Raw genomic sequence first — 17,717 nt, forward strand, 5'->3', positions numbered from 1 at the left:
ACGGTGGGGGTGGCGTCCCCGACACGATTCGAACGTGCGACCTTCCCCTTAGGAGGGGGACGCTCTATCCAACTGAGCTACGGGGACACCGAGACGCTGGATTGTCGCACGAAGCGGGTGGCAGGCCGAGCCGCCGGCAGGGCAGGACAGGGCGGAACCGGAGAGGCCCCGGTTCGATGCCCCGCTTGCAAACTCCAATCAACTGGTGCTAGCTGCGGGTGAACGGGGCGTTAAGCTGGCATCGCCCCGTCCTCCGGCCCCGCCGCCCAGTTCCCAAGGAGAAGCCCCATGCGCCACTCCCTGTTCGTGCTCGCCCTCGCCGCCGTGGCCGGTCCGGCCTCGGCCTCCTCGCTCACCAGCACCTTCACCCTGGCCTCGGACTACCTGTTCGATGGCGTCAGCCAGACCCAGAACGACCCGGCTTTCCAGGCCAGCCTCGACTGGTCGCATGACAGTGGTTTTTACCTCGGCACCTGGGCCTCGAACGTCGATTTCGGTAGCGGCGACCCGGCCGACGTGGAGATCGATTTCTACGGCGGTTTTGCCAAGGAGTACGAGAGCGGCTGGGGCTGGACCGCCGGCTTCGCCCACTACACCTACACCGTCGCTCCGAGCAGCTACGACTACACCGAGCTCACCGCCGGTGTGACCTTCCCCGGCGGCACCCGTCTGCAGGCCTGGGCCTCGGACGACGACGCCCTCGATGGTTCGGCCTGGCGGGTGAAGGCCAAGCACAGCATCGATCTTGGCGATGACTGGTCGCTCGATTTCGAGGCCACCCGCACGAACTACAGCAGCCCTCTCTTCACCGACTTCACCCATGGCCAGCTCGGGGTGAGCAAGACGTTCGGCAACTTCGCCGCCTACCTCGGCTATTCCGCCACCACGCTCGGTCGCGAGGATGCTGCGGCCGACGACGGCAAGGCGCTGGCCGGCGGCCGGGTGCTGTTCACCCTCTCCGCCACGGTGGACTGGCTGAACCTCTAAGACCTCAGGGCCGGGGCCGCTGCGGCGCTCCCGGTCCCTCGCCGGAGGGGTGGACCTCGGCCCCGAGGCCCTCCGGCAGGGGCGGGGGCTGGCGGGCGAGGCCGCGCTCCACGAGTTCCCAGGCGGCCTGCCCCTCCGGGTCACGGCGGAAGGCCGCATGCAGGCTGTGCACCGTGAGCAGGCGCGGGTTCATCCGCAGTTCCGGGGTGCCCTGGCGCAGCTCCGGCGTGGTGGCGAGCAGGTATTCGAAGACCCGGGCGTCGATCACCACGAGGTCCAGGCGCCTGGCCTTGAGTTTGCGCAGGTTGCCGAGGTCGTCGTTCACCGCCTCGACGCGCAGCCTCCCTTCCGCCGCCTCGCGGTCGAAGGCCTCTTCGTTGACGTAGCCGCGCACCACGCCGATCCGCTTCCCCCGCAGATCGTCGAGGCTGGCCCAGGCCACCGGGCGGTCGCTGCGTTCGGCGAAGCCCACCGGGCTGTAGCCGATCGGACGGGTGAACAGCCAGCGCTGCTCCCCGCTGCGGCTGCGGTACTCCGGGGCAAAGCCGATGATGCCGCTCTGGCGGGTGCCGGCCTGGACCAGCACCCGTGCCCAAGGCAGGAAATGCGCCCGGATCTCTGCCCCTTCCGCCCGGGCCGCCTCGCGCAGGGTCTGCAGGGCCGTGCCCTGGCCGGGCAGTCGCGGGCCGGCATAGGGCGGCCATTCCGAGGAGGCGATGTGCAACACCGGCGCGGCCGCAAAAGCGGCGGAGGCGAGCGCAAGCCACAGCAGTGCGGCGAGAGCCTTCATCGGGATTTCCCCCTGGAGCCAGAGCCTCCTCCGGTGCTGGAGAAGGCGATGTGAGGGGCAGGCTGGCACGCGGGCGAGCAAGAAAAAAGCCGGGCAGGGCCCGGCTTTCCGGTTCGGGTGGTGGAGAGGATGGGGATCGAACCCACGACCTCGTCATTGCGAACGACGCGCTCTCCCAGCTGAGCTACCCCCCCACGAGAGGCCTGCCAGTATACGGGGTCGCGGCACGGGCTGCCAAGCGCGGCCCGGCTCAGCCCAGGGCCTGGCGCAGCGGCGCTTCCAGCACCTCGCGGCGCCAGCCGTCCAGGGCGGCGGGCCACTGGCCGTCGTCCAGCAGGGTCTCGAGGTGCCGGCGGGCGCAGAGCAGGCCCTCGGGCAGGTCCAGGGTCCGGGCCTGTTCCGCCACCACGGCCTGCAGGGCCTTGAGGCGCTGGCGGTCGGTCTTCTCCTCGGCGCGGGCCAGCGGCATGTCGAGCTCTTCGCCTCCGGGGGGGGCTTCCAGCAGGGCGGCGATCTCGTCGGCCAGGCGGCGGGCGGCCCGGGCCCCTTCCAGCAGGCTGGCGAGGGTCTGACGGTCGCGGGGCGGGCGGCGGGCGAGGGTGAGGGCGAGCTCGTTGTCGAGCAGCCATTTCTTCGGCAGGTCGCGGCGGCGTGCCGTGGCCTCGCGCCAGCGCAGCAGACGGCGCAGCCGGGCCTGCCCGGCGCGGTCGAGCTGGGCGGCGGGGCGGAAGCCGAGATGCGGGTGGGGGTCGTCCGGCTCCTCGCGGGCGGCATCCAGCATGCGCGCCATGTCGGCCAGGGCCCGCTGGCGGTGGCCCCGGCGCTCGAGGCGCTCGTCCAGCGTGGCCACGGCGGCATGCAGGTGGCGCACGTCATCGGCGGCGTAGGCGAGCTGGCGTTCGCTCAAAGGGCGCTTCAGCCAGTCGGAGCGGGTTTCGGCCTTGTCCAGTTCCACCCCGAGCAGGGCCTTGACCAGGCCCTGGTAGCCAAGCCCGGGACCGAGGCCGGCGAAGGCGGCGGCGATCTGGGTGTCGTAGAGCGAGCGCGGCAGCACGCCGAGGGCATGGCGGAAGGCCACCAAATCCTCGCTGGCGCTGTGCATCAGGGCATGGCTTTCGCCGACGAGGCGGGAGAGTGCAGGCGCGAGGCCCTCGGCGAGGGGGTCGGCCAGCCAGATCCGGCCGGCGCCGTCGGCCACCTGCACCAGGGCGAGCTGCGGGTAGTAGGTGCGCTCGCGCATGAACTCGGTATCGAGGGCGAGCGGCTGGTCGAGGGCCGCGCCGGCAGGCAGCAGGGCGGCCTGTCCGGCGTGATCGACGAGGGTGAAGGGCATGCCTGTCCTTGCAGCGGAGGGGGGCTTAAGCCTACCGTCTCCGCGGCGCGCGCCGCGCCGCCCACCGCTTTCCGCATCGCGTGCCTCCGATCCTTCGCCTGCCTTCCCTGCTGCTGCTTTCCTCCGCTCTGCTGCTGGCCTGCGGGCGCGGCGAAGCGCCGCCGGTCGATGCGGCCCCGGCCGCGGAGGGTTCCGGTTCCGGGGCGGTGGAGGCCGCGGCGGTCCCGCCGCCGGAAGCGGCCCCCATCCCCCGCTCGCCCTGGCGGCCGATGGTGCTGATCGTGCCGCCCGAGGCCCGCGAGAGCCTGCTGCAGCAGGCCCGCGACGCCGAGCAGCGCGGCCAGCTCTATGGCAGCGAGCCGCCGGGGGCGCTGGATCTCTATCTCGCGCTTGCCGGGGCCGAGCCGCCGATGCCCGGGGCGGAGGAGGGGGTGCAGCGGGTGCTGTCGCGGCTCGCGGCGCAGTTCGAGGACGAGCGCCGGGCCGGCTTGCTGGAATCGGCGCGGCTGCGGGCCGATGTGCTGGATGTGCTCCGGCCCCAGGAAGCGGCTGAGCGCGAGGCCCGGCTGCAGGAGGCCCGCCGCGCCCTTGCCCTGGTGGAGGAGGGGCGCGAGCGCGAACTGGCCGGCAAGTGGCTGGCCCCGCGCGGGGGCAGTGCGGTGGCGGCCTATCGCGAGGCGCTGGCGCGGGTGCCCGGATTCGGTCCGGCCAAGGCGGCGCTGGCGGGGCTGGAGGCCAAGCTGCTGGCACGCGCCGAGGAGGCCCGGGCGAAGCAGGATTTCGCTGCCGCCGAGGAAGCCCTGCGCCGCGCCAGCCGGGTGGGTGTGGACCCCGCCGCCGTGCAGGATGCCCGTGCCGCCCTGGCCCGCGAGCGGGCGGAGCGCGCGCGCCAGGCCCTGCTGGCGGCCGGCGAGGCCATGGACCGGCTCGACCTGCCCGGTGCCGCCCAGCGCATCGCCGAGGCCCGCGAGGCCGATCCGCAGGCGCTCGGCCTCGACGAGGCGGTGAAGCGCCTGGCGATGGTGCGGCGCTACGGCCATTTCCAGCCGGGGCAGGTGTTTTCCGATGCCATGGCCGGCGGTGGCGAGGGGCCGAGGATGGTGGTCATCCCCCATGGCCGGTTCCTGATGGGCGCCGCCGAGGGTGAGCCCGGGGCCCGCGACAACGAGCGGCCGCAGCGCGAGGTGGTGTTCGAGCGCGGCTTCGCGCTCGCGGTGCACGAGGTGACGGTGGAGGAATTCGCCGCCTTCGTCGCCGCCACCGGCTACCGCACCGTGGCCGAGCGCCGGGGGCGCTCCACGGTGTACGACGAGCGCAGCGGGGCGATGGTGGAGCTACGTGGCGCCCACTGGCGGCGCGGCTACCTCGGGCGCGCGGCGGCCGGCCCGCGCGATCCGGTGCTGCACGTGGCCTTCGAGGATGCCGCGGCCTATGCCGACTGGCTGGCCGCCCGTACCGGGCAGCGCTACCGCCTGCCTTCCGAGGCCGAGTTCGAATACGCTCTGCGCGCCGGCGAGAGCGCGCCCTGGCCCTGGGGACGCAGCGTGCCGGCGCGGGCGCCGGGCAACCTCACCGGTGACGGCGATGTCTCGCCGCAGGGCCGGCGCTGGGGACGGCCGATCCGCGGCTGGTCCGACGGTCATTGGGGGCCGGCGCCGGTGGGAAGCTTCCCTGCCGAGGGCTTCGGCACCCGCGACCTCATCGGCAATGTCTCGGAGTGGGTCGAAGACTGCTGGCACGACAGCTACCGCCGAGCTCCACCCGACGGCCGCGCCTGGGTCAATCCGGGCTGCGGCGAACGGGTGGTGCGCGGTGGCTCCTGGGCCAGCACCCAGGAGCAGGCGCGCTCTGCCTTCCGCCTGCAGGTGCCGGCCACGCTCACCACCGCGCGGATCGGCTTCCGCGTGGCGCGCGACCTCTGAACGCCGGTACTGAAACGCCGGGCCTCCGGCCCCGCCGGGGCTTTCAGGCCCTGGTCTTGCGCGCCGCGCCCTTGGCAGTCTTGGTCCGTGCCTTCTTAGCCGCCGGGCCGCTGCCCAGGGTGCCGCCCTTGAGCACGCCCTGCTGGAAGCTCTTCCACAGCTCCAGGTTGCGTTCGGCGATCTGGTTCAGCAGGGCGAAGGGCGAGTTGCTGATCAGACCGCCGAGCTGCTTGCGCAGCGAATGCTGCTGCTCCAAGAAAAGCTGCAGGCTTCGCTCGATGTAGCGGCTCATGAAGCCGTGCAGGGGGTCGCCGTAGAAGCGGATCATCAGCTGCAGGGCGTTCGCCGTCAGCATCGGCTGCCCTTCCTCCTCGCGCTCGGCGATGATCTGCAGCAGCACGATGCGGGTGATGTCCTGGTCGGTGCGGGCATCGCGCACCTCGAACTCCTCGCCCTCCAGCACCAGCTGGCGCACGTCCTCCAGGGTGATGTAGCTGGAGATCCGGGTGTCGTAGAGCCGGCGGTTCGGGTACTTCTTCAGCAGTCGGGGCGAATCCATGGGCCAGCCTGGAGCAGGTGCGATGCCCTCTAGCGTCGATGTGGCGGCGCACCAGGGCAAGTGAACGTTTGTCAAGACTGGACGCGGCTGCGTGTTTTGTGCAGTGCGTCTCGGCGCCGCTCAGATCCCCGGCGGCAGGGTGCGGGGAATGCGCGCCGGATCGAAGCGTTTCGCCGCCTCGGCCGCCGCGGCCTCCGGGCTTCGCAGGTCTGGCCAGGCCGCGTCGGGCTGGCCGAGCGCACGCCAGCAGCGGCGCAGCACCGCGAGCGGCGGCTGGCCGTCCACGGCCTCGGCGCCCTCCGATTTGGAGAGCTTGCGGCCCTGCGCATCGCACCAGAGCGGCAGGTGCAGGTAGCGCGGCGTCGGGAAGCCCAGAGCCTGCTGCAGGGCGATCTGGCGTGGCGTGGAATCGAGCAGATCGGCGCCGCGCACCACGTGACTGATGCCCTGATCGGCATCGTCCACTACCACCGCGAGCTGGTAGGCCCAGTAGCCATCGGCGCGGCGCAGCACCACGTCGCCCACCTCGTGCCGCAGATCCTGTTCGATGCGGCCGTGCACCGCATCGTCGAAGCCGAGGCGGCGGTCGTCCACGCGCAGGCGGAAGCTGCGGGTGCGGCGCGCGCCTTCCGGCACCGGGACGCAGGCCCGGTGGATGCCGCCGCTCGCGGCAAGGTCGCTGCGGCTGCACAGGCAGGGGAAGGCAAGTCCGCGGGCGAGCAGGGTGTCGAGCGCTTCGCGGTAGCGTGCATGGCGCCGGCTCTGGAACAGCACCTCGCCATCGGGATGCAGGCCGAGTCGCGCCAGCGTGGCGAGCTGCGCCTGCGCCGCGCCCGGGCGTTCGCGCGGCGGGTCGAGATCTTCGATGCGCACCAGCCAGCGGCCGCCGTGGTGGCGCGCATGCAGCCAGCTGCCGAAGGCCGCCAGCACCGAGCCCCAGTGCAGCGGGCCGGTGGGCGAGGGCGCGAAGCGGCCGACGTAGGACGGAGCGGGCGAAGGTGTCACGATGGGGTGAAGTTCGCGTCGTGTTCAGTGGCGGACGCTTGAACTTTATCGATCTCTGCCACACTAAGGGCCTGTCCCGAAGGTCCCGGATGGAGTCCGCCCCATGAAGCGTGTCCTGCTGTTCATCGCCACCAACCTCGCCGTGCTGCTGGTCTTCTCGGTGGCGTGGATGGTGCTGAGCCACTTCTTCGGCCTGCGTGCCTTCACCACGGCCTACGGCATCGATTACACCGGCATGCTGGTGTTCTGCGCCCTGTTCGGCTTCGGTGGCGCCTTCGTCTCGCTGCTGATGTCGAAGTGGGTGGCCAAGCGCTCCACCGGCATGCACGTGATCGAGCAGCCGCGCAACGAGCTCGAGCAGTGGCTGGTCTCCACGGTGCGCCGCCAGGCCGAGAAGGCCGGCATCGGCATGCCCGAGGTGGGCATCTACGATGCGCCGGAGATCAATGCCTTCGCCACCGGCGCCAGCCGTAACAATGGCCTCGTGGCCGTCTCCACCGGTCTGCTGCGGGCCATGAACCGCGACGAGGCCGAGGCCGTGCTGGCCCATGAGGTGGCCCACATCGCCAATGGCGACATGGTGACCCTCACCCTGATCCAGGGCGTGGTGAACACCTTCGTGATGTTCCTCGCCCGCGTGGTCGGCAACATCATCGACCGCGTGGTGTTCAAGAACGAGGAGGGCCCGGGCATCGGCTACTTCCTCACGGTGATCGTGCTCGAGATCGTGTTCGGCCTGCTGGCCTCGATCATCGTCATGGGCTTCTCGCGCTGGCGCGAGTTCCGCGCCGATGCCGGCGGCGCCGATCTTGCCGGCCGCGAGAAGATGATCCGCGCCCTCGAGCGGCTGGCGCAGAGCTATGGCCAGAGCACCCTGCCTTCGGAAGTGCGGGCCTTCGGCATCTCCGGTGGCGTGGCGGGCGGCTTCAAGCGCCTGTTCATGAGCCACCCGCCGCTCGCGGAGCGCATCCAGGCCCTGCGCGACTACACCCCGGCCCGCCGTTCGCCGACCATCGCCTGAACGGCCCGTTCATTCGACGGCAGCGTATCGGGAGCCACGGCCCCTAGAATTTCCGTGACCCCTCTCACGGAACCCCGGCCGTGGCTTCCCACCACCCCGCCCCCCTGATCCTCGAACGCGTCGCCGGCATCACCTCGATCCGCGATGCGGACCTGCTCGACATCAGCATGGTCCGCACCCTGTTCGAACTGCTGGCGCCGCAGCGCATCGGGCTTTTCCGTCTCGAGGCCGGCCAATGCCGCGAGGCCGCGCTCTGGGCGGTGGCGCCGAACTGCGAGGTGCTGTTCGGCGAAGTGCCGGAAGCCCTGCTGCTGCGGGCCCGCATGGCCAATGGTGGGCGCCTGCGCTGGCAGGAGCAGGCCGGCGGCAGGACCGTCCATGCCGCCCTGTTCCCGGTGGCCGAACTGCGTGCCGCCAGCGCCTATCTGTATGTCGAGCACGAGGAGGGCCGGGTGCTCGACGATACCCGGCTGATCGACGCCTTCCTGCGCTTCCACACCAACTACTGCAGCCTGCTCGACTATTCGCAGCGCGACCAGCTCACCGGCCTGCTCAACCGCCGCACCTTCAATGACTGCGTGCTGCGTCTGCTGGCGCCCCGGCCGGCGGCGACAGGCGGTGAAGGGGCGGCAGAGCGGATGCCGGAGCCCGGCACCCGGCGCCCCCCGCCGGCGGGGAACTGGCTTGCCCTGCTGGACCTCGACCATTTCAAGCGGGTCAACGACCGTTTCGGCCATCTCTACGGCGACGAAGTGCTGCTGACGACCTCGCAGATCCTCAAGCGCAGCTTCCGCCAGTCGGACCTGCTGTTCCGCTTCGGCGGTGAGGAGTTCGTGGTGATCCTGCGCGACACCGACCGAGAGGGCGCACTGGCGGCCCTCGAGCACTTCCGCGCGGCCATGGCGGCCCATGTGTTCCCGCAGCTGGGGCAGATCACGGTGTCGATCGGCGTGGTCGAGCTCAAGGGCCGGGCCGATGTCGTCGATCTCGTCGACCGGGCCGACCGGGCGCTGTATTTCGCCAAGGGCAATGGCCGCAACCAGGTGGCGGTGTACGAGGATCTGGTCGGGCGCGGCCTGGTGCGCGAGGCACAGCCCCGGGCAGGCGAGGTCGAGCTGTTCTGAGCCCTGCCAGGCCAATGGAACTTCTGCCCAGCCGCTTCGCCGCCGCGCTGCCGGGCGATCCTTCGCCGGATCCGCATCCCCGCGTGGTGCGCGGCGCCCTGTGGTCGGCGGTGGCGCCCACGCCGGTGGCCGCTCCCCGCCTGCTCGCGCTCTCAGAGCCGATGGCCGGGGCCCTGGGCTTCGATGCGGCGGAGACCGCCTCGCCGGAGTTTCTCGCGTTGTTCTCCGGCAACCGGCTTCCGCCCGGCCTGCGCCCGCTGGCCACCAACTACGGCGGGCACCAGTTCGGCCACTGGGCCGGGCAGCTCGGCGATGGCCGGGCCATCCTGCTCGGCGAGCGCCGCGACCGCGAGGGCCGGCACTGGGAGCTGCAGCTCAAGGGCGCGGGGCCCACGCCCTATTCGCGGCAGGCCGATGGCCGCGCCGTGCTGCGCTCCAGCCTGCGCGAGTTCGTGGCCTCGGAGGCCATGCATGCGCTGGGCGTGCCCACCACGCGGGCGCTCTGCCTCGTCGCCAGCGGCGAGGCCGTGGTGCGCGACCTGCTCTACGACGGCCATCCGCGCCCGGAGCCGGGGGCCATCGTCTGCCGCGTGGCCCCGAGCTTCCTGCGCTTCGGCCACTGCGAGCTGCCGGCCTCGCGCGGCGAGACGGCGCTGCTGGTGGCCCTCGTCGACCACGTCATCGCCACCCACTTCCCGCAGTTCGACGGCCCGCACGCGCGCGGCGACTGGTTTTCCGAGGTGGCGCGGCGCACCGGGGTGCTGATGGCGCACTGGATGCGGGTGGGCTTCGTCCACGGGGTGATGAACACCGACAACCTGAGCCTGCTCGGGCTGACCCTCGACTACGGGCCTTTCGGCTTCCTCGACGACGTGGACCCGGCCTGGACGCCGAACACCACCGATCTTCCAGGGCGCCGCTACTGCTACGCCGCCCAGCCGGCAGTGGCGCACTGGAACCTCTCGGCCCTGGCCTCGGCGCTCTCCGCCCTGTTCCCGGACGACGCGCCCCTGAAGGCCGGCCTCGAGGCTTATGTCGAGGCCTTCCATGCCGCGCAGGCGCAGGCCTGGGCCGGCAAGCTCGGCCTCGAGACGTGGCGTGCCGAGGATGCTGCCCTGGTCTCAGCCCTGTTCGCCGCTCTGGAGGCCATCGAGGCGGACTTCACCGGCTTCTTCCGTCGTCTCGGCGATCTCGTGGGGACGCCCGGGGCGCTCGAGGCAGCGGTCGCCGACCCTCCCGCGGCCTTCGCCGCCGTGCTCTACGACCCGACGAAGGCCGGTCGCGAGGCGCCGAGGCTGGCCGACTGGCTCGCCGCCTATGCGGCGCGGCTGGCCACCGACCCGCAGCCGCCGGCCCGGCGGCAGGCGCGGATGGCCGCGGCCAACCCCTGCTACGTGCCGCGCAACTGGCTGCTGCAGCAGGCCATCGAGGCCGCCGAGCAGGGCGACCTGTCCGAGCTGCGGGCGCTGATGGCGGTGCTCGAGCAGCCCTACACCCCGCAGCCGGGGGCCGAGCGTTTCGCCGCTCGCCGGCCCGACTGGGCCCGCGACCGGCCCGGCTGTTCGGCGCTCAGCTGCAGTTCCTGAACGCCGACCCGGATGCCGGAGCGCGTCCTCACGACGCCGGCCCGGCCGGGCCCTACACTGCACAGGTGTTCTGGAATCCTGTCCCCATGCGTTTCGCTCCGCTCTCCTGGCTCCGCGCCGCCGCCGCCGGCATGCTGGTCGCCGCCAATACCCTGTTCCATGCCGCGCCCCTGCTCTCGCTCGCCGTGGCGAAGGCCGTGGTGCCGTTCCGCCGGGCCCGCGCGGCCATGTCGCGCTGGATGCCGGCGCTGGGCGAGAGCTGGATCGCGGTGAACAGCTGGGCGATGAACCGCTTCACCCCGACGCGCTGGGTGGTGACCGGCGACGCGGCCTTCGACCGCGCCCGCCGCTACCTCGTGCTCAGCAACCACCAGAGCTGGGTCGACATCCCGGTGCTGCAGAAGGTGCTGAACCGCCGCATCCCCTTCCAGCGCTTCTTCCTCAAGGATTCGCTGAAGTGGGTGCCGGTGCTCGGGCTGGCCTGGTGGGCGCTCGACTTCCCCTTCATGAAGCGGGCCAGCAAGTCGCAGATCCAGAAGCACCCCGAACTGGCGCGCCGCGACCTCGAGACCGCACGCCGGGCCTGCGCCAAGTTCCGCGAGATCCCGGTCTCGGTGATGAACTTCGTCGAGGGCACCCGGGCCAATGCGAAGAAGCTCGCCGAAAGCGGCTACCGCCACCTGCTCAAGCCCAAGTCCGGCGGCGTGGCGCAGGTGATGAACTCGATGGGCGAGCTGCTCGACGGCATCGTCGACGTGACCATCGTCTACCCGCAGGGCCGGCCCAGCATCGTCGACCTCTTCGCCGGCAAGGTGCGCGAGATCCGCGTCGACCTGCGCCTGCGGCCGGTGCCGAGGGAGCTCCTGGGCGGCGACTACGAGAACGACCGCGCCTACCGCGCGCGCTTCCAGCAGTGGCTGAACGGCCTCTGGGCAGAGAAGGACGCGAGGATCGACGCGCTGCTGGCGCAGCCGGCCTGAGGTCGTCAGGGGTCTTGGATTGCGCCTGCCTCGCGTGGCGTGCGCCCCCGTGCCGCTCAGACTCTGCGTCCAGCGCCGTATTCGCGGACGCTCGGCATCCCTGCCTCGCTCACGGGGGCGCACTCCCCGCGGGCGCGGCGCTCCGGGGGTTTCGCCGCGAGCCGCGACGCCGCGGGTGGCGTTTCGCGGCAAGCGAGCCATGGATGGCGAGCGCCCGAGTCGGGGCAGGAGTGCCCCGACCGAGGGAAGAGCGAAATGCCGCACGCGGCAGGCAGGCTCGCCCGCGACCGCCGCCCGCACAAGGCAGGCGCTCCCCGAGGAACCTTGTGCAGCAAGCAGGCCCTTGGGAGCCTCAGGCCGCGGCCTTCGCCGCCTCGGTCTCCAGCGCCGATACCACCCGCTGGCGCTCGGCCTCGAGCGCCGCCGGCAGACGCGGCCCGAACTCGGCGAGGTACTCGCCGATCGAGGCCATCTCCGCCTTCCAGCCCTCGCGGTCGCAGGCGAACAGCAGCTGGCGCGCTTCCTCGCTGAGGGTGAGGCCCTCGAGGTTGAGGTCTTCCGGGCGCGGGAACAGGCCCACCGGCGTCTCGACGGCGCCGGCCTTGCCCTCGCAGCGTTTCAGCATCCACTCCAGCACGCGCAGGTTGTCGCCGAAACCCGGCCACAGGAACCTGCCGTCGCTGCCCTTGCGGAACCAGTTGACGTGGAAGACCTTGGGCAGCTTGTCGGCCTTGGCGCCGAAGCTGAGCCAGTGGGCGAAGTAGTCGGCGAAGTTGTAGCCGCAGAAAGGCTTCATCGCCATCGAATCGCGGCGCACCACGCCCACCGCGCCGGTGGCGGCGGCGGTGGTCTCGGAAGCCATGCCGGCGCCGATGAGCACGCCGTGGGTCCAGTCGCGGGCCTCGAACACCAGCGGCACCAGCGAGGCGCGGCGGCCACCGAAGACGATGGCGCTGATCGGCACGCCCTGCGGGTCCTCGGCCTTCGGCGAGTAGGAGGGGCACTGCTTGGCCGACACCGTGAAACGGGCATTCGGATGCGCCGCCGGCCCTTTGGCGGGGTCGAAGGGCTGGCCCTTCCAGTCGAGCGAGGGCACGCGATCGTCGAGACCTTCCCACCAGGGCTGGTTGTCGGCGGTGAGGCCGACATTGGTGAAGATGGCATCGCGGTCGAGCATGGCGAGCGCGTTCGGGTTGCTCTTCGCCCCGGTGCCCGGGGCCACGCCGAAATAGCCGGCTTCCGGGTTGATGGCGTAGAGGCGGCCGTCGGCGCCGGGACGCATCCAGCAGATGTCGTCGCCCACGGTCCAGACCTTCCAGCCCTTCTCGCGGTAGCCCTCGGGCGGGATCAGCATGGCGAGGTTGGTCTTGCCGCAGGCGCTGGGGAAGGCGGCGGCGACGTAATGCGTCTCGCCCTGCGGGTTCTCGATGCCGACGATCAGCATGTGCTCGGCCAGCCAGCCCTCGCTGCGCGCCTGGTAGCTGGCGATGCGCAGGGCATGGCATTTCTTGCCGAGCAGGGCATTGCCGCCGTAGCCCGAGCCATAGCTCTTGATCGTGAGCTCCTCGGGGAAATGCATGATGAAGCGGCGCTCCGGGTCGAGCTCGCCGGTGGAGTGCAGGCCCTTGACGAAATGGCCCTCGCGCTCGATGCGGGCGAGCGCTGCCGCGCCCATGCGGGTCATGATCCGCATGTTGGCGACCACGTAGGGCGAGTCGGTGATCTCGACGCCGCAGCGGGAGAGCGGCGAATCGATCGGGCCCATGCAGTAGGGGATGACGTACATCGTCCGGCCTTTCATGCAGCCGGCGAACAGGGCGTCCATCTTCGCGTGGGCCTCGGCCGGGGCCATCCAGTGGTTGTTCGGGCCGGCGTCCTCGCGCCCGGTGGTGCAGACGAAGGTGAGGTGCTCGACGCGGGCCACGTCGCCCGGATGCGAGCGGTGCAGGTAGCAGCCGGGATGGGTGTCGGGGTTGAGGGCGAGCAGGGTGCCGTCGGCCAGCATGGCCTCCTTGAGCGCGGCGTCCTCCTCGGCCGAGCCATCGCACCAGTGGATGCGGTCGGGCTGGGTGAGGGCGGCGACGGACGCCACCCAGTCGTTCAGGGCCGCGAGGCGGCTCGGCGAGCGGCTGCTCATGTCGGGAAACTCCACGGAAGGGATGAGGGGCGTCGCGAGACGGGACTGCTATCCATGACGCCCGCCACCGGCAGACCCCCGGAACCCGACTCGATGCATACGTATTCTATCCCGTCCCGGCAGGGGGTGCCGGCCCCGCCTGGTCCGGGGACAGGACCGCTGACCGGGGCGGGGCGGGAGACGGCCCGGCCTGCCCGGCTCAGGCCGGGATCAGGGTGTCCATGACGTGGCCGACGTAGGCCTCGAACTCGTCGTGGTGCAGGCGCGGCTGGCCGAGCTGCAGGCTGAGCTGCAGGAAGCCGACGTAGGCGGCGTAGGTGAGGCGGGCGCGGTTGATGGCCTCGAGCCGCGGCAGGCCGGCCTGGCGGAAGCTGGCGGCAAGATAGTCCATGCGCCGCTGCGAGACCCGGGCCAGCACCGGCTGCACCACCGGGTGGTCGAGCGCCTTCAGAAGCTCGCTGTAGATCTTGTGCGGGCGCAGTTCGTGGGCCACCAGGCGGAACAGGTTGCGCAGGCGCTCGCGCGGCTCGGGGAAGGCCTCGAGCTTGCCGAACACCGTCTCCTGCTCCATCGCCTCCCAGGCCTCGAGGGCGGCGGCGAGCAGGGCCTCACGCGAGGGGAAATGCCAGTAGAAGCTGCCCTTGGTGACGCCGAGGCGGCGCGCCAGCGGCTCCACTGCCACCGCCGCCACGCCATCCTCGGCGATCACGTCGAGCGCGGCATGGGCCCAGTCGCTGGCGGAAAGGCGCGTCGGGCGGTCGGTCTTGGCGGCGGCGGGCATCGGAAGCGGGGGCGATTCACGGAAAGGACACAATAATGCGTCCGCGCCGCTTTCACCATACGCAGACGTATTGACAGGGCCGAAGCCCTCAACCCATACTCGCCCGTATGGTTGCATCGCCCCATCCCCTGCCCTCCCTGCATCCGCTCGTCTGGCGCGGATACGGCGGCCTGCCGCTGGCGGCCTCGGCCAGCAGTCCGGAGGCGCCGCCGGCAGTGCTGTTCGCCCACGGCTTCGGCCAGACCCGCCAGGCCTGGAGCCGCAGCATGCAGCAGCTCGCTGCGCAGGGCATCGCCTCGGCGGCCTGGGACATGCGCGGCCACGGGCAGTCGGGCCGCAACGCGCCAGGCGAGCGCTACGAGGTGCAGCAGTTCATCGAGGATGCGCTGGCGGTGCGCCGGGCCCTCCCCGCCGCCCCGGTGCTGGTGGGGGCCTCGATGGGCGGCCTGGTGGGCCTCGCGGCGCAGGCGCGCGGCGCCGGTTTCTCCGCCCTGGTGCTGGTGGACGTGACCCCGAAGTGGGAACTGGCCGGCATGCAGCGCATCCTCGCCTTCATGGGCGCCCACCCCGAGGGCTTCGAGGACTTCGAGCACGCGGCGCGCGAGATCGCTGCCTACCTGCCGCACCGCCGCAGCCGCAAGTCGCCCGCCGATCTCGCCCACCTGCTGGTGCGCGGCGAGGACGGTCGCCTGCGCTGGCACTGGGACCCGCGCCTGCTGCAGGACCTGGCCGACAGCGACAGGCACCAGGACGAGCTCGCCGACGCCGCCCGCCGCATCGAGGTGCCGGTGCTGCTGGTGAGCGGCGGCCGCAGCGACCTCGTCTCGGCCGAGACCATCGCCCACTTCCGCTCGCTGGTGCCCCACGCCGAGCACGTCTGCCTGCCCCATGCCACCCATATGGTGGCCGGCGACGACAACGACGCCTTCACCCGTAGCATCCTGTCCTTCCTCGGACACCGCCCCCACGCGGCCTCCTCCACCGGACCCCTTCGCGGAGCCCTGCCATGAGTGTCTTCCTTCCCTTCGCCGTGCTGCTGCTGGCCAGCCTGGTGGCGGCCTACCACCGCTGGTCACTGGCGGTGTTCACCGCCGTGGCCGGCGCGGCCCTGATGCTGGTCTACCTCACCGGCCTTGCCCCCACCGCCACCCTGGTGGCCGCCGGGCTGCTCGCCGTGGTGGCCCTGCCCCTGCTGCTCACACCGCTGCGGCAGAACCTGATCACCGCGCCGCTGCTGAAGTTCTACACGAAGATCCTGCCGCCGCTCTCCGACACCGAGCGCACCGCGCTGGAGGCCGGTACGGTGGGCTTCGAGGGCGAGCTGTTCTCCGGCGCACCGAAGTGGGAGCAGCTGCTCTCGCAGCCCAAGCCCACCCTCACCGCCGAGGAGCAGGCCTTCCTCGACGGGCCGGTGGAGGAGGTCTGCCGGATGGTGAACGACTGGGAGACCACCCACGTGCGCGCCGACCTGGCGCCCGAGGTCTGGGAGTTCCTGAAGAAGCACAAGTTCTTCGGCATGATCATCCCGAAGGAATACGGCGGCCTTGGCTTCTCGGCACTGGCCCACCACAAGGTGATCCAGAAGCTGGCCTCGATCTCCTCGGTGCTGAGCTCCACCGTGGGTGTGCCGAACTCGCTGGGCCCGGCCGAGCTGCTGCTGCACTACGGCACCGACGAGCAGAAGAAGCACTACCTGCCGCGCCTCGCCGACGGCCGCGAGATCCCCTGCTTTGCCCTCACCGGCCCCAGCGCCGGCTCCGACGCCACCTCGCTGCCCGACTACGGCATCGTCTGCGAGGGCGAGTGGAACGGCGCCAAGGTGCTGGGCGTGAAGCTCACCTTCGACAAGCGCTACATCACCCTCGCCCCGGTGGCCACGGTGATCGGCCTCGCTTTCCGCCTCTACGACCCCGACAGGCTGCTCTCCGAGGAGGTAGACCGCGGCATCACCCTCGCCCTGATCCCGCGCGAGACGCCGGGACTCCACATCGGCCGCCGCCACTTCCCGCTCAACTGCACCTTCATGAACGGCCCCCTGCACGGCAAGGACGTGTTCCTGCCGCTCTCGCAGCTGATCGGCGGCGAGGAGTACGTGGGCCACGGCTGGCGCATGCTGGTGGAATGCCTCTCGGTGGGCCGCGCCATCACTCTGCCCTCCACCTCCAGCGGCTGCGCCAAGATCGGGGCGGCGGCCACCGGCGCCTATGCCCGCATCCGCAAGCAGTTCGGCCTGTCGATCGGCCGCTTCGAGGGCGTGGAGGAGGCCCTGGCGCGGATCGCCGGCTACACCTATGCCACCACCGCACTCTCGCAGGCCACGGCGGCGGCGGTGGACCGCGGCGAGAAGCCGGCCGTGCCCTCGGCCATCGCCAAGTACCACGCCACCGAGATGGCACGCGAGATCGGCCGCGACGCCATGGACATCCATGGCGGCAAGGGCGTGATCCTCGGTCCTTCGAACTACATCGGCCGCGCTTGGCAGGCCGCGCCCATCTCCATCACCGTGGAGGGCGCGAACATCATGACCCGCTCGCTGATGATCTTCGGGCAGGGCGCCATCCGCTGCCATCCCTGGGTGCTGAAGGAAATGCAGGCCGCCATGCACCCCGACCCGGCGGTGCGGCTGCGCGAGTTCGACGCCAACCTGTTCGGCCACATCGGCTTTGCCATCAGCAATGCGGTGCGCAGCCTGTGGATGGGCCTCAGCTTCGCCGCCTTCGGCAAGGCCCCGGGCGATGACTACACCCGCCGCTTCTACCGCAAGCTCAACCGCTACTCGGCCAACCTGGCCCTGGTGGCCGATACCTCGATGCTCACCCTGGGCGGCAAGCTGAAGTTCAAGGAAAGCCTCTCGGGCCGCCTCGGCGACGTGCTCTCGCAGCTCTACATCGCCAGCGCCATGCTGAAGCGCTACGAGGACGAGGGCCGCCCGGCCTCGGAGCGTCCGCTGCTGGCCTGGGCCTTCCACGACAGCGTGCACAAGATCGAGCTGGCGCTCTCGGGCGCCCTGCGCAACTACCCGATCCGTCCGGTGGGCTGGCTGCTCTGGCTGCTGGTGTTCCCGCTCGGCCGCCGCGCCCAGCCGCCCAGCGACCGCCTCGGCCACCGCGCCGCCGCGCTCTTGATGTCGCCCTCCGATGCCCGCGACCGGCTGGTGCAGGGCGTGTTCCTCACCCCTTGCGCCAACAACCCCGCGGGCCGGGTGAATGCCGCGCTGCCGAAGGTGATCGCGGCCGAGCCGGTGGAGCGCAAGTTCCTGAAGGCGGTGAAGGGCGGCGAGATCACCGCCCTCGACTTCGCCGGCCAGCTTGCCGAGGCGGTGCGCAAAGGCCTTCTCAGCAACGAGGAGAAGGCCCAGCTGGAAGAGCTGCGCCGCCTGACCTGGGATGCCATCAGCGTGGACGACTTCGACCACGAGGACCTGGTGGCCGCCTCGCTGTACCGCGGCCAGAAGTCCGGCGAGACGCGGCGCGCCGCCTGAGGCCCTGCCGC

The 17,717-nt window shown here is 71.4% G+C and carries 14 protein-coding genes and 2 tRNA genes; 8 read left to right on the plus strand and 8 right to left on the minus strand.

Features of this window, described 5'->3' with window-relative positions; genetic code table 11:
• Nucleotides 1-10: 10 nt before the first annotated feature.
• Nucleotides 11-87, minus strand: a tRNA-Arg gene (locus G408_RS0103095).
• Nucleotides 88-288: 201 nt separating this feature from the next.
• Between G408_RS0103095 and G408_RS14700 the strand changes: the two genes are divergently transcribed.
• Complete coding sequence (locus G408_RS14700) at nt 289-987, plus strand: TorF family putative porin (protein WP_051282556.1); 699 nt, start codon at nt 289-291, stop codon at nt 985-987.
• A 4-nt stretch (nt 988-991) separates the two neighbouring features.
• Here the strand turns inward: G408_RS14700 and G408_RS12920 are convergent, their stop codons facing one another.
• From G408_RS12920 to rnd, 3 genes are all read right to left on the minus strand, one after another.
• On the minus strand, nt 992-1,777 hold the full coding sequence (locus G408_RS12920) for a substrate-binding periplasmic protein (RefSeq protein WP_051282557.1): 786 nt from the start codon (nt 1,775-1,777) through the stop codon (nt 992-994).
• A gap of 118 nt (nt 1,778-1,895) precedes the next feature.
• A tRNA-Ala gene (locus G408_RS0103110) sits at nt 1,896-1,971 on the minus strand.
• Between the two features lie 56 nt (nt 1,972-2,027).
• Complete coding sequence (rnd, locus tag G408_RS0103115) at nt 2,028-3,110, minus strand: ribonuclease D (RefSeq protein ID WP_037412055.1); 1,083 nt, start codon at nt 3,108-3,110, stop codon at nt 2,028-2,030.
• Nucleotides 3,111-3,190: 80 nt separating this feature from the next.
• Here rnd and G408_RS0103120 point away from each other — a divergent pair, with 80 nt between their 5' ends.
• Nucleotides 3,191-5,032: a formylglycine-generating enzyme family protein gene (locus tag G408_RS0103120; protein WP_028769898.1), complete on the plus strand. Its 1,842-nt coding sequence runs from the start codon at nt 3,191-3,193 to the stop codon at nt 5,030-5,032.
• Between the two features lie 43 nt (nt 5,033-5,075).
• On the opposite strand, the gene phaR is transcribed toward G408_RS0103120, so the two are convergent.
• Both phaR and gluQRS read right to left on the minus strand, forming a co-directional pair.
• Nucleotides 5,076-5,591: a polyhydroxyalkanoate synthesis repressor PhaR gene (gene phaR, locus G408_RS0103125; protein ID WP_028769899.1), complete on the minus strand. Its 516-nt coding sequence runs from the start codon at nt 5,589-5,591 to the stop codon at nt 5,076-5,078.
• A 120-nt stretch (nt 5,592-5,711) separates the two neighbouring features.
• On the minus strand, nt 5,712-6,596 hold the full coding sequence (gluQRS, locus tag G408_RS0103130; protein ID WP_037412056.1) for a tRNA glutamyl-Q(34) synthetase GluQRS: 885 nt from the start codon (nt 6,594-6,596) through the stop codon (nt 5,712-5,714).
• Nucleotides 6,597-6,699: 103 nt separating this feature from the next.
• On the opposite strand from gluQRS, the gene htpX reads away from it, so the two are divergent.
• The 4 genes from htpX to G408_RS0103150 all read left to right on the plus strand — a co-directional run bounded on the left by htpX (nt 6,700) and on the right by G408_RS0103150 (nt 11,307).
• Entirely contained in the window at nt 6,700-7,617 is a 918-nt protein-coding gene (gene htpX / locus G408_RS12925; protein ID WP_037412057.1) for a protease HtpX, read from the plus strand.
• A gap of 80 nt (nt 7,618-7,697) precedes the next feature.
• Nucleotides 7,698-8,741, plus strand: a complete 1,044-nt coding sequence (locus G408_RS0103140) for a GGDEF domain-containing protein (RefSeq protein ID WP_037412059.1) — start codon at nt 7,698-7,700, stop codon at nt 8,739-8,741.
• A gap of 14 nt (nt 8,742-8,755) precedes the next feature.
• On the plus strand, nt 8,756-10,327 hold the full coding sequence (locus tag G408_RS0103145; protein WP_028769902.1) for a protein adenylyltransferase SelO: 1,572 nt from the start codon (nt 8,756-8,758) through the stop codon (nt 10,325-10,327).
• Nucleotides 10,328-10,413: 86 nt separating this feature from the next.
• Nucleotides 10,414-11,307 carry an acyltransferase gene (locus G408_RS0103150; RefSeq protein WP_028769903.1) on the plus strand — a complete coding sequence of 298 codons (894 nt, stop codon included), beginning with the start codon at nt 10,414-10,416 and terminating at the stop codon, nt 11,305-11,307.
• 352 nt (nt 11,308-11,659) lie between these two features.
• Here the strand turns inward: G408_RS0103150 and G408_RS0103155 are convergent, their stop codons facing one another.
• Both G408_RS0103155 and G408_RS0103160 read right to left on the minus strand, forming a co-directional pair.
• On the minus strand, nt 11,660-13,444 hold the full coding sequence (locus G408_RS0103155; protein WP_028769904.1) for a phosphoenolpyruvate carboxykinase (GTP): 1,785 nt from the start codon (nt 13,442-13,444) through the stop codon (nt 11,660-11,662).
• A gap of 199 nt (nt 13,445-13,643) precedes the next feature.
• Entirely contained in the window at nt 13,644-14,225 is a 582-nt protein-coding gene (locus G408_RS0103160) for a TetR/AcrR family transcriptional regulator (protein ID WP_028769905.1), read from the minus strand.
• A 107-nt stretch (nt 14,226-14,332) separates the two neighbouring features.
• On the opposite strand from G408_RS0103160, the gene G408_RS0103165 reads away from it, so the two are divergent.
• Together G408_RS0103165 and G408_RS0103170 are read left to right on the plus strand one after the other, a co-directional pair.
• Entirely contained in the window at nt 14,333-15,235 is a 903-nt protein-coding gene (locus G408_RS0103165; RefSeq protein ID WP_028769906.1) for an alpha/beta fold hydrolase, read from the plus strand.
• Nucleotides 15,232-17,706 (plus strand): acyl-CoA dehydrogenase, encoded by a 2,475-nt coding sequence (locus G408_RS0103170; protein WP_028769907.1) that lies wholly within the window; start codon nt 15,232-15,234, stop codon nt 17,704-17,706. Before G408_RS0103165 ends, G408_RS0103170 begins: the two co-directional genes overlap by 4 nt.
• Nucleotides 17,707-17,717: the final 11 nt, after the last annotated feature.

The organism is Silanimonas lenta DSM 16282 (genome assembly GCF_000429065.1).
Taxonomy (GTDB): Bacteria; Pseudomonadota; Gammaproteobacteria; order Xanthomonadales; family Xanthomonadaceae; genus Silanimonas; species Silanimonas lenta.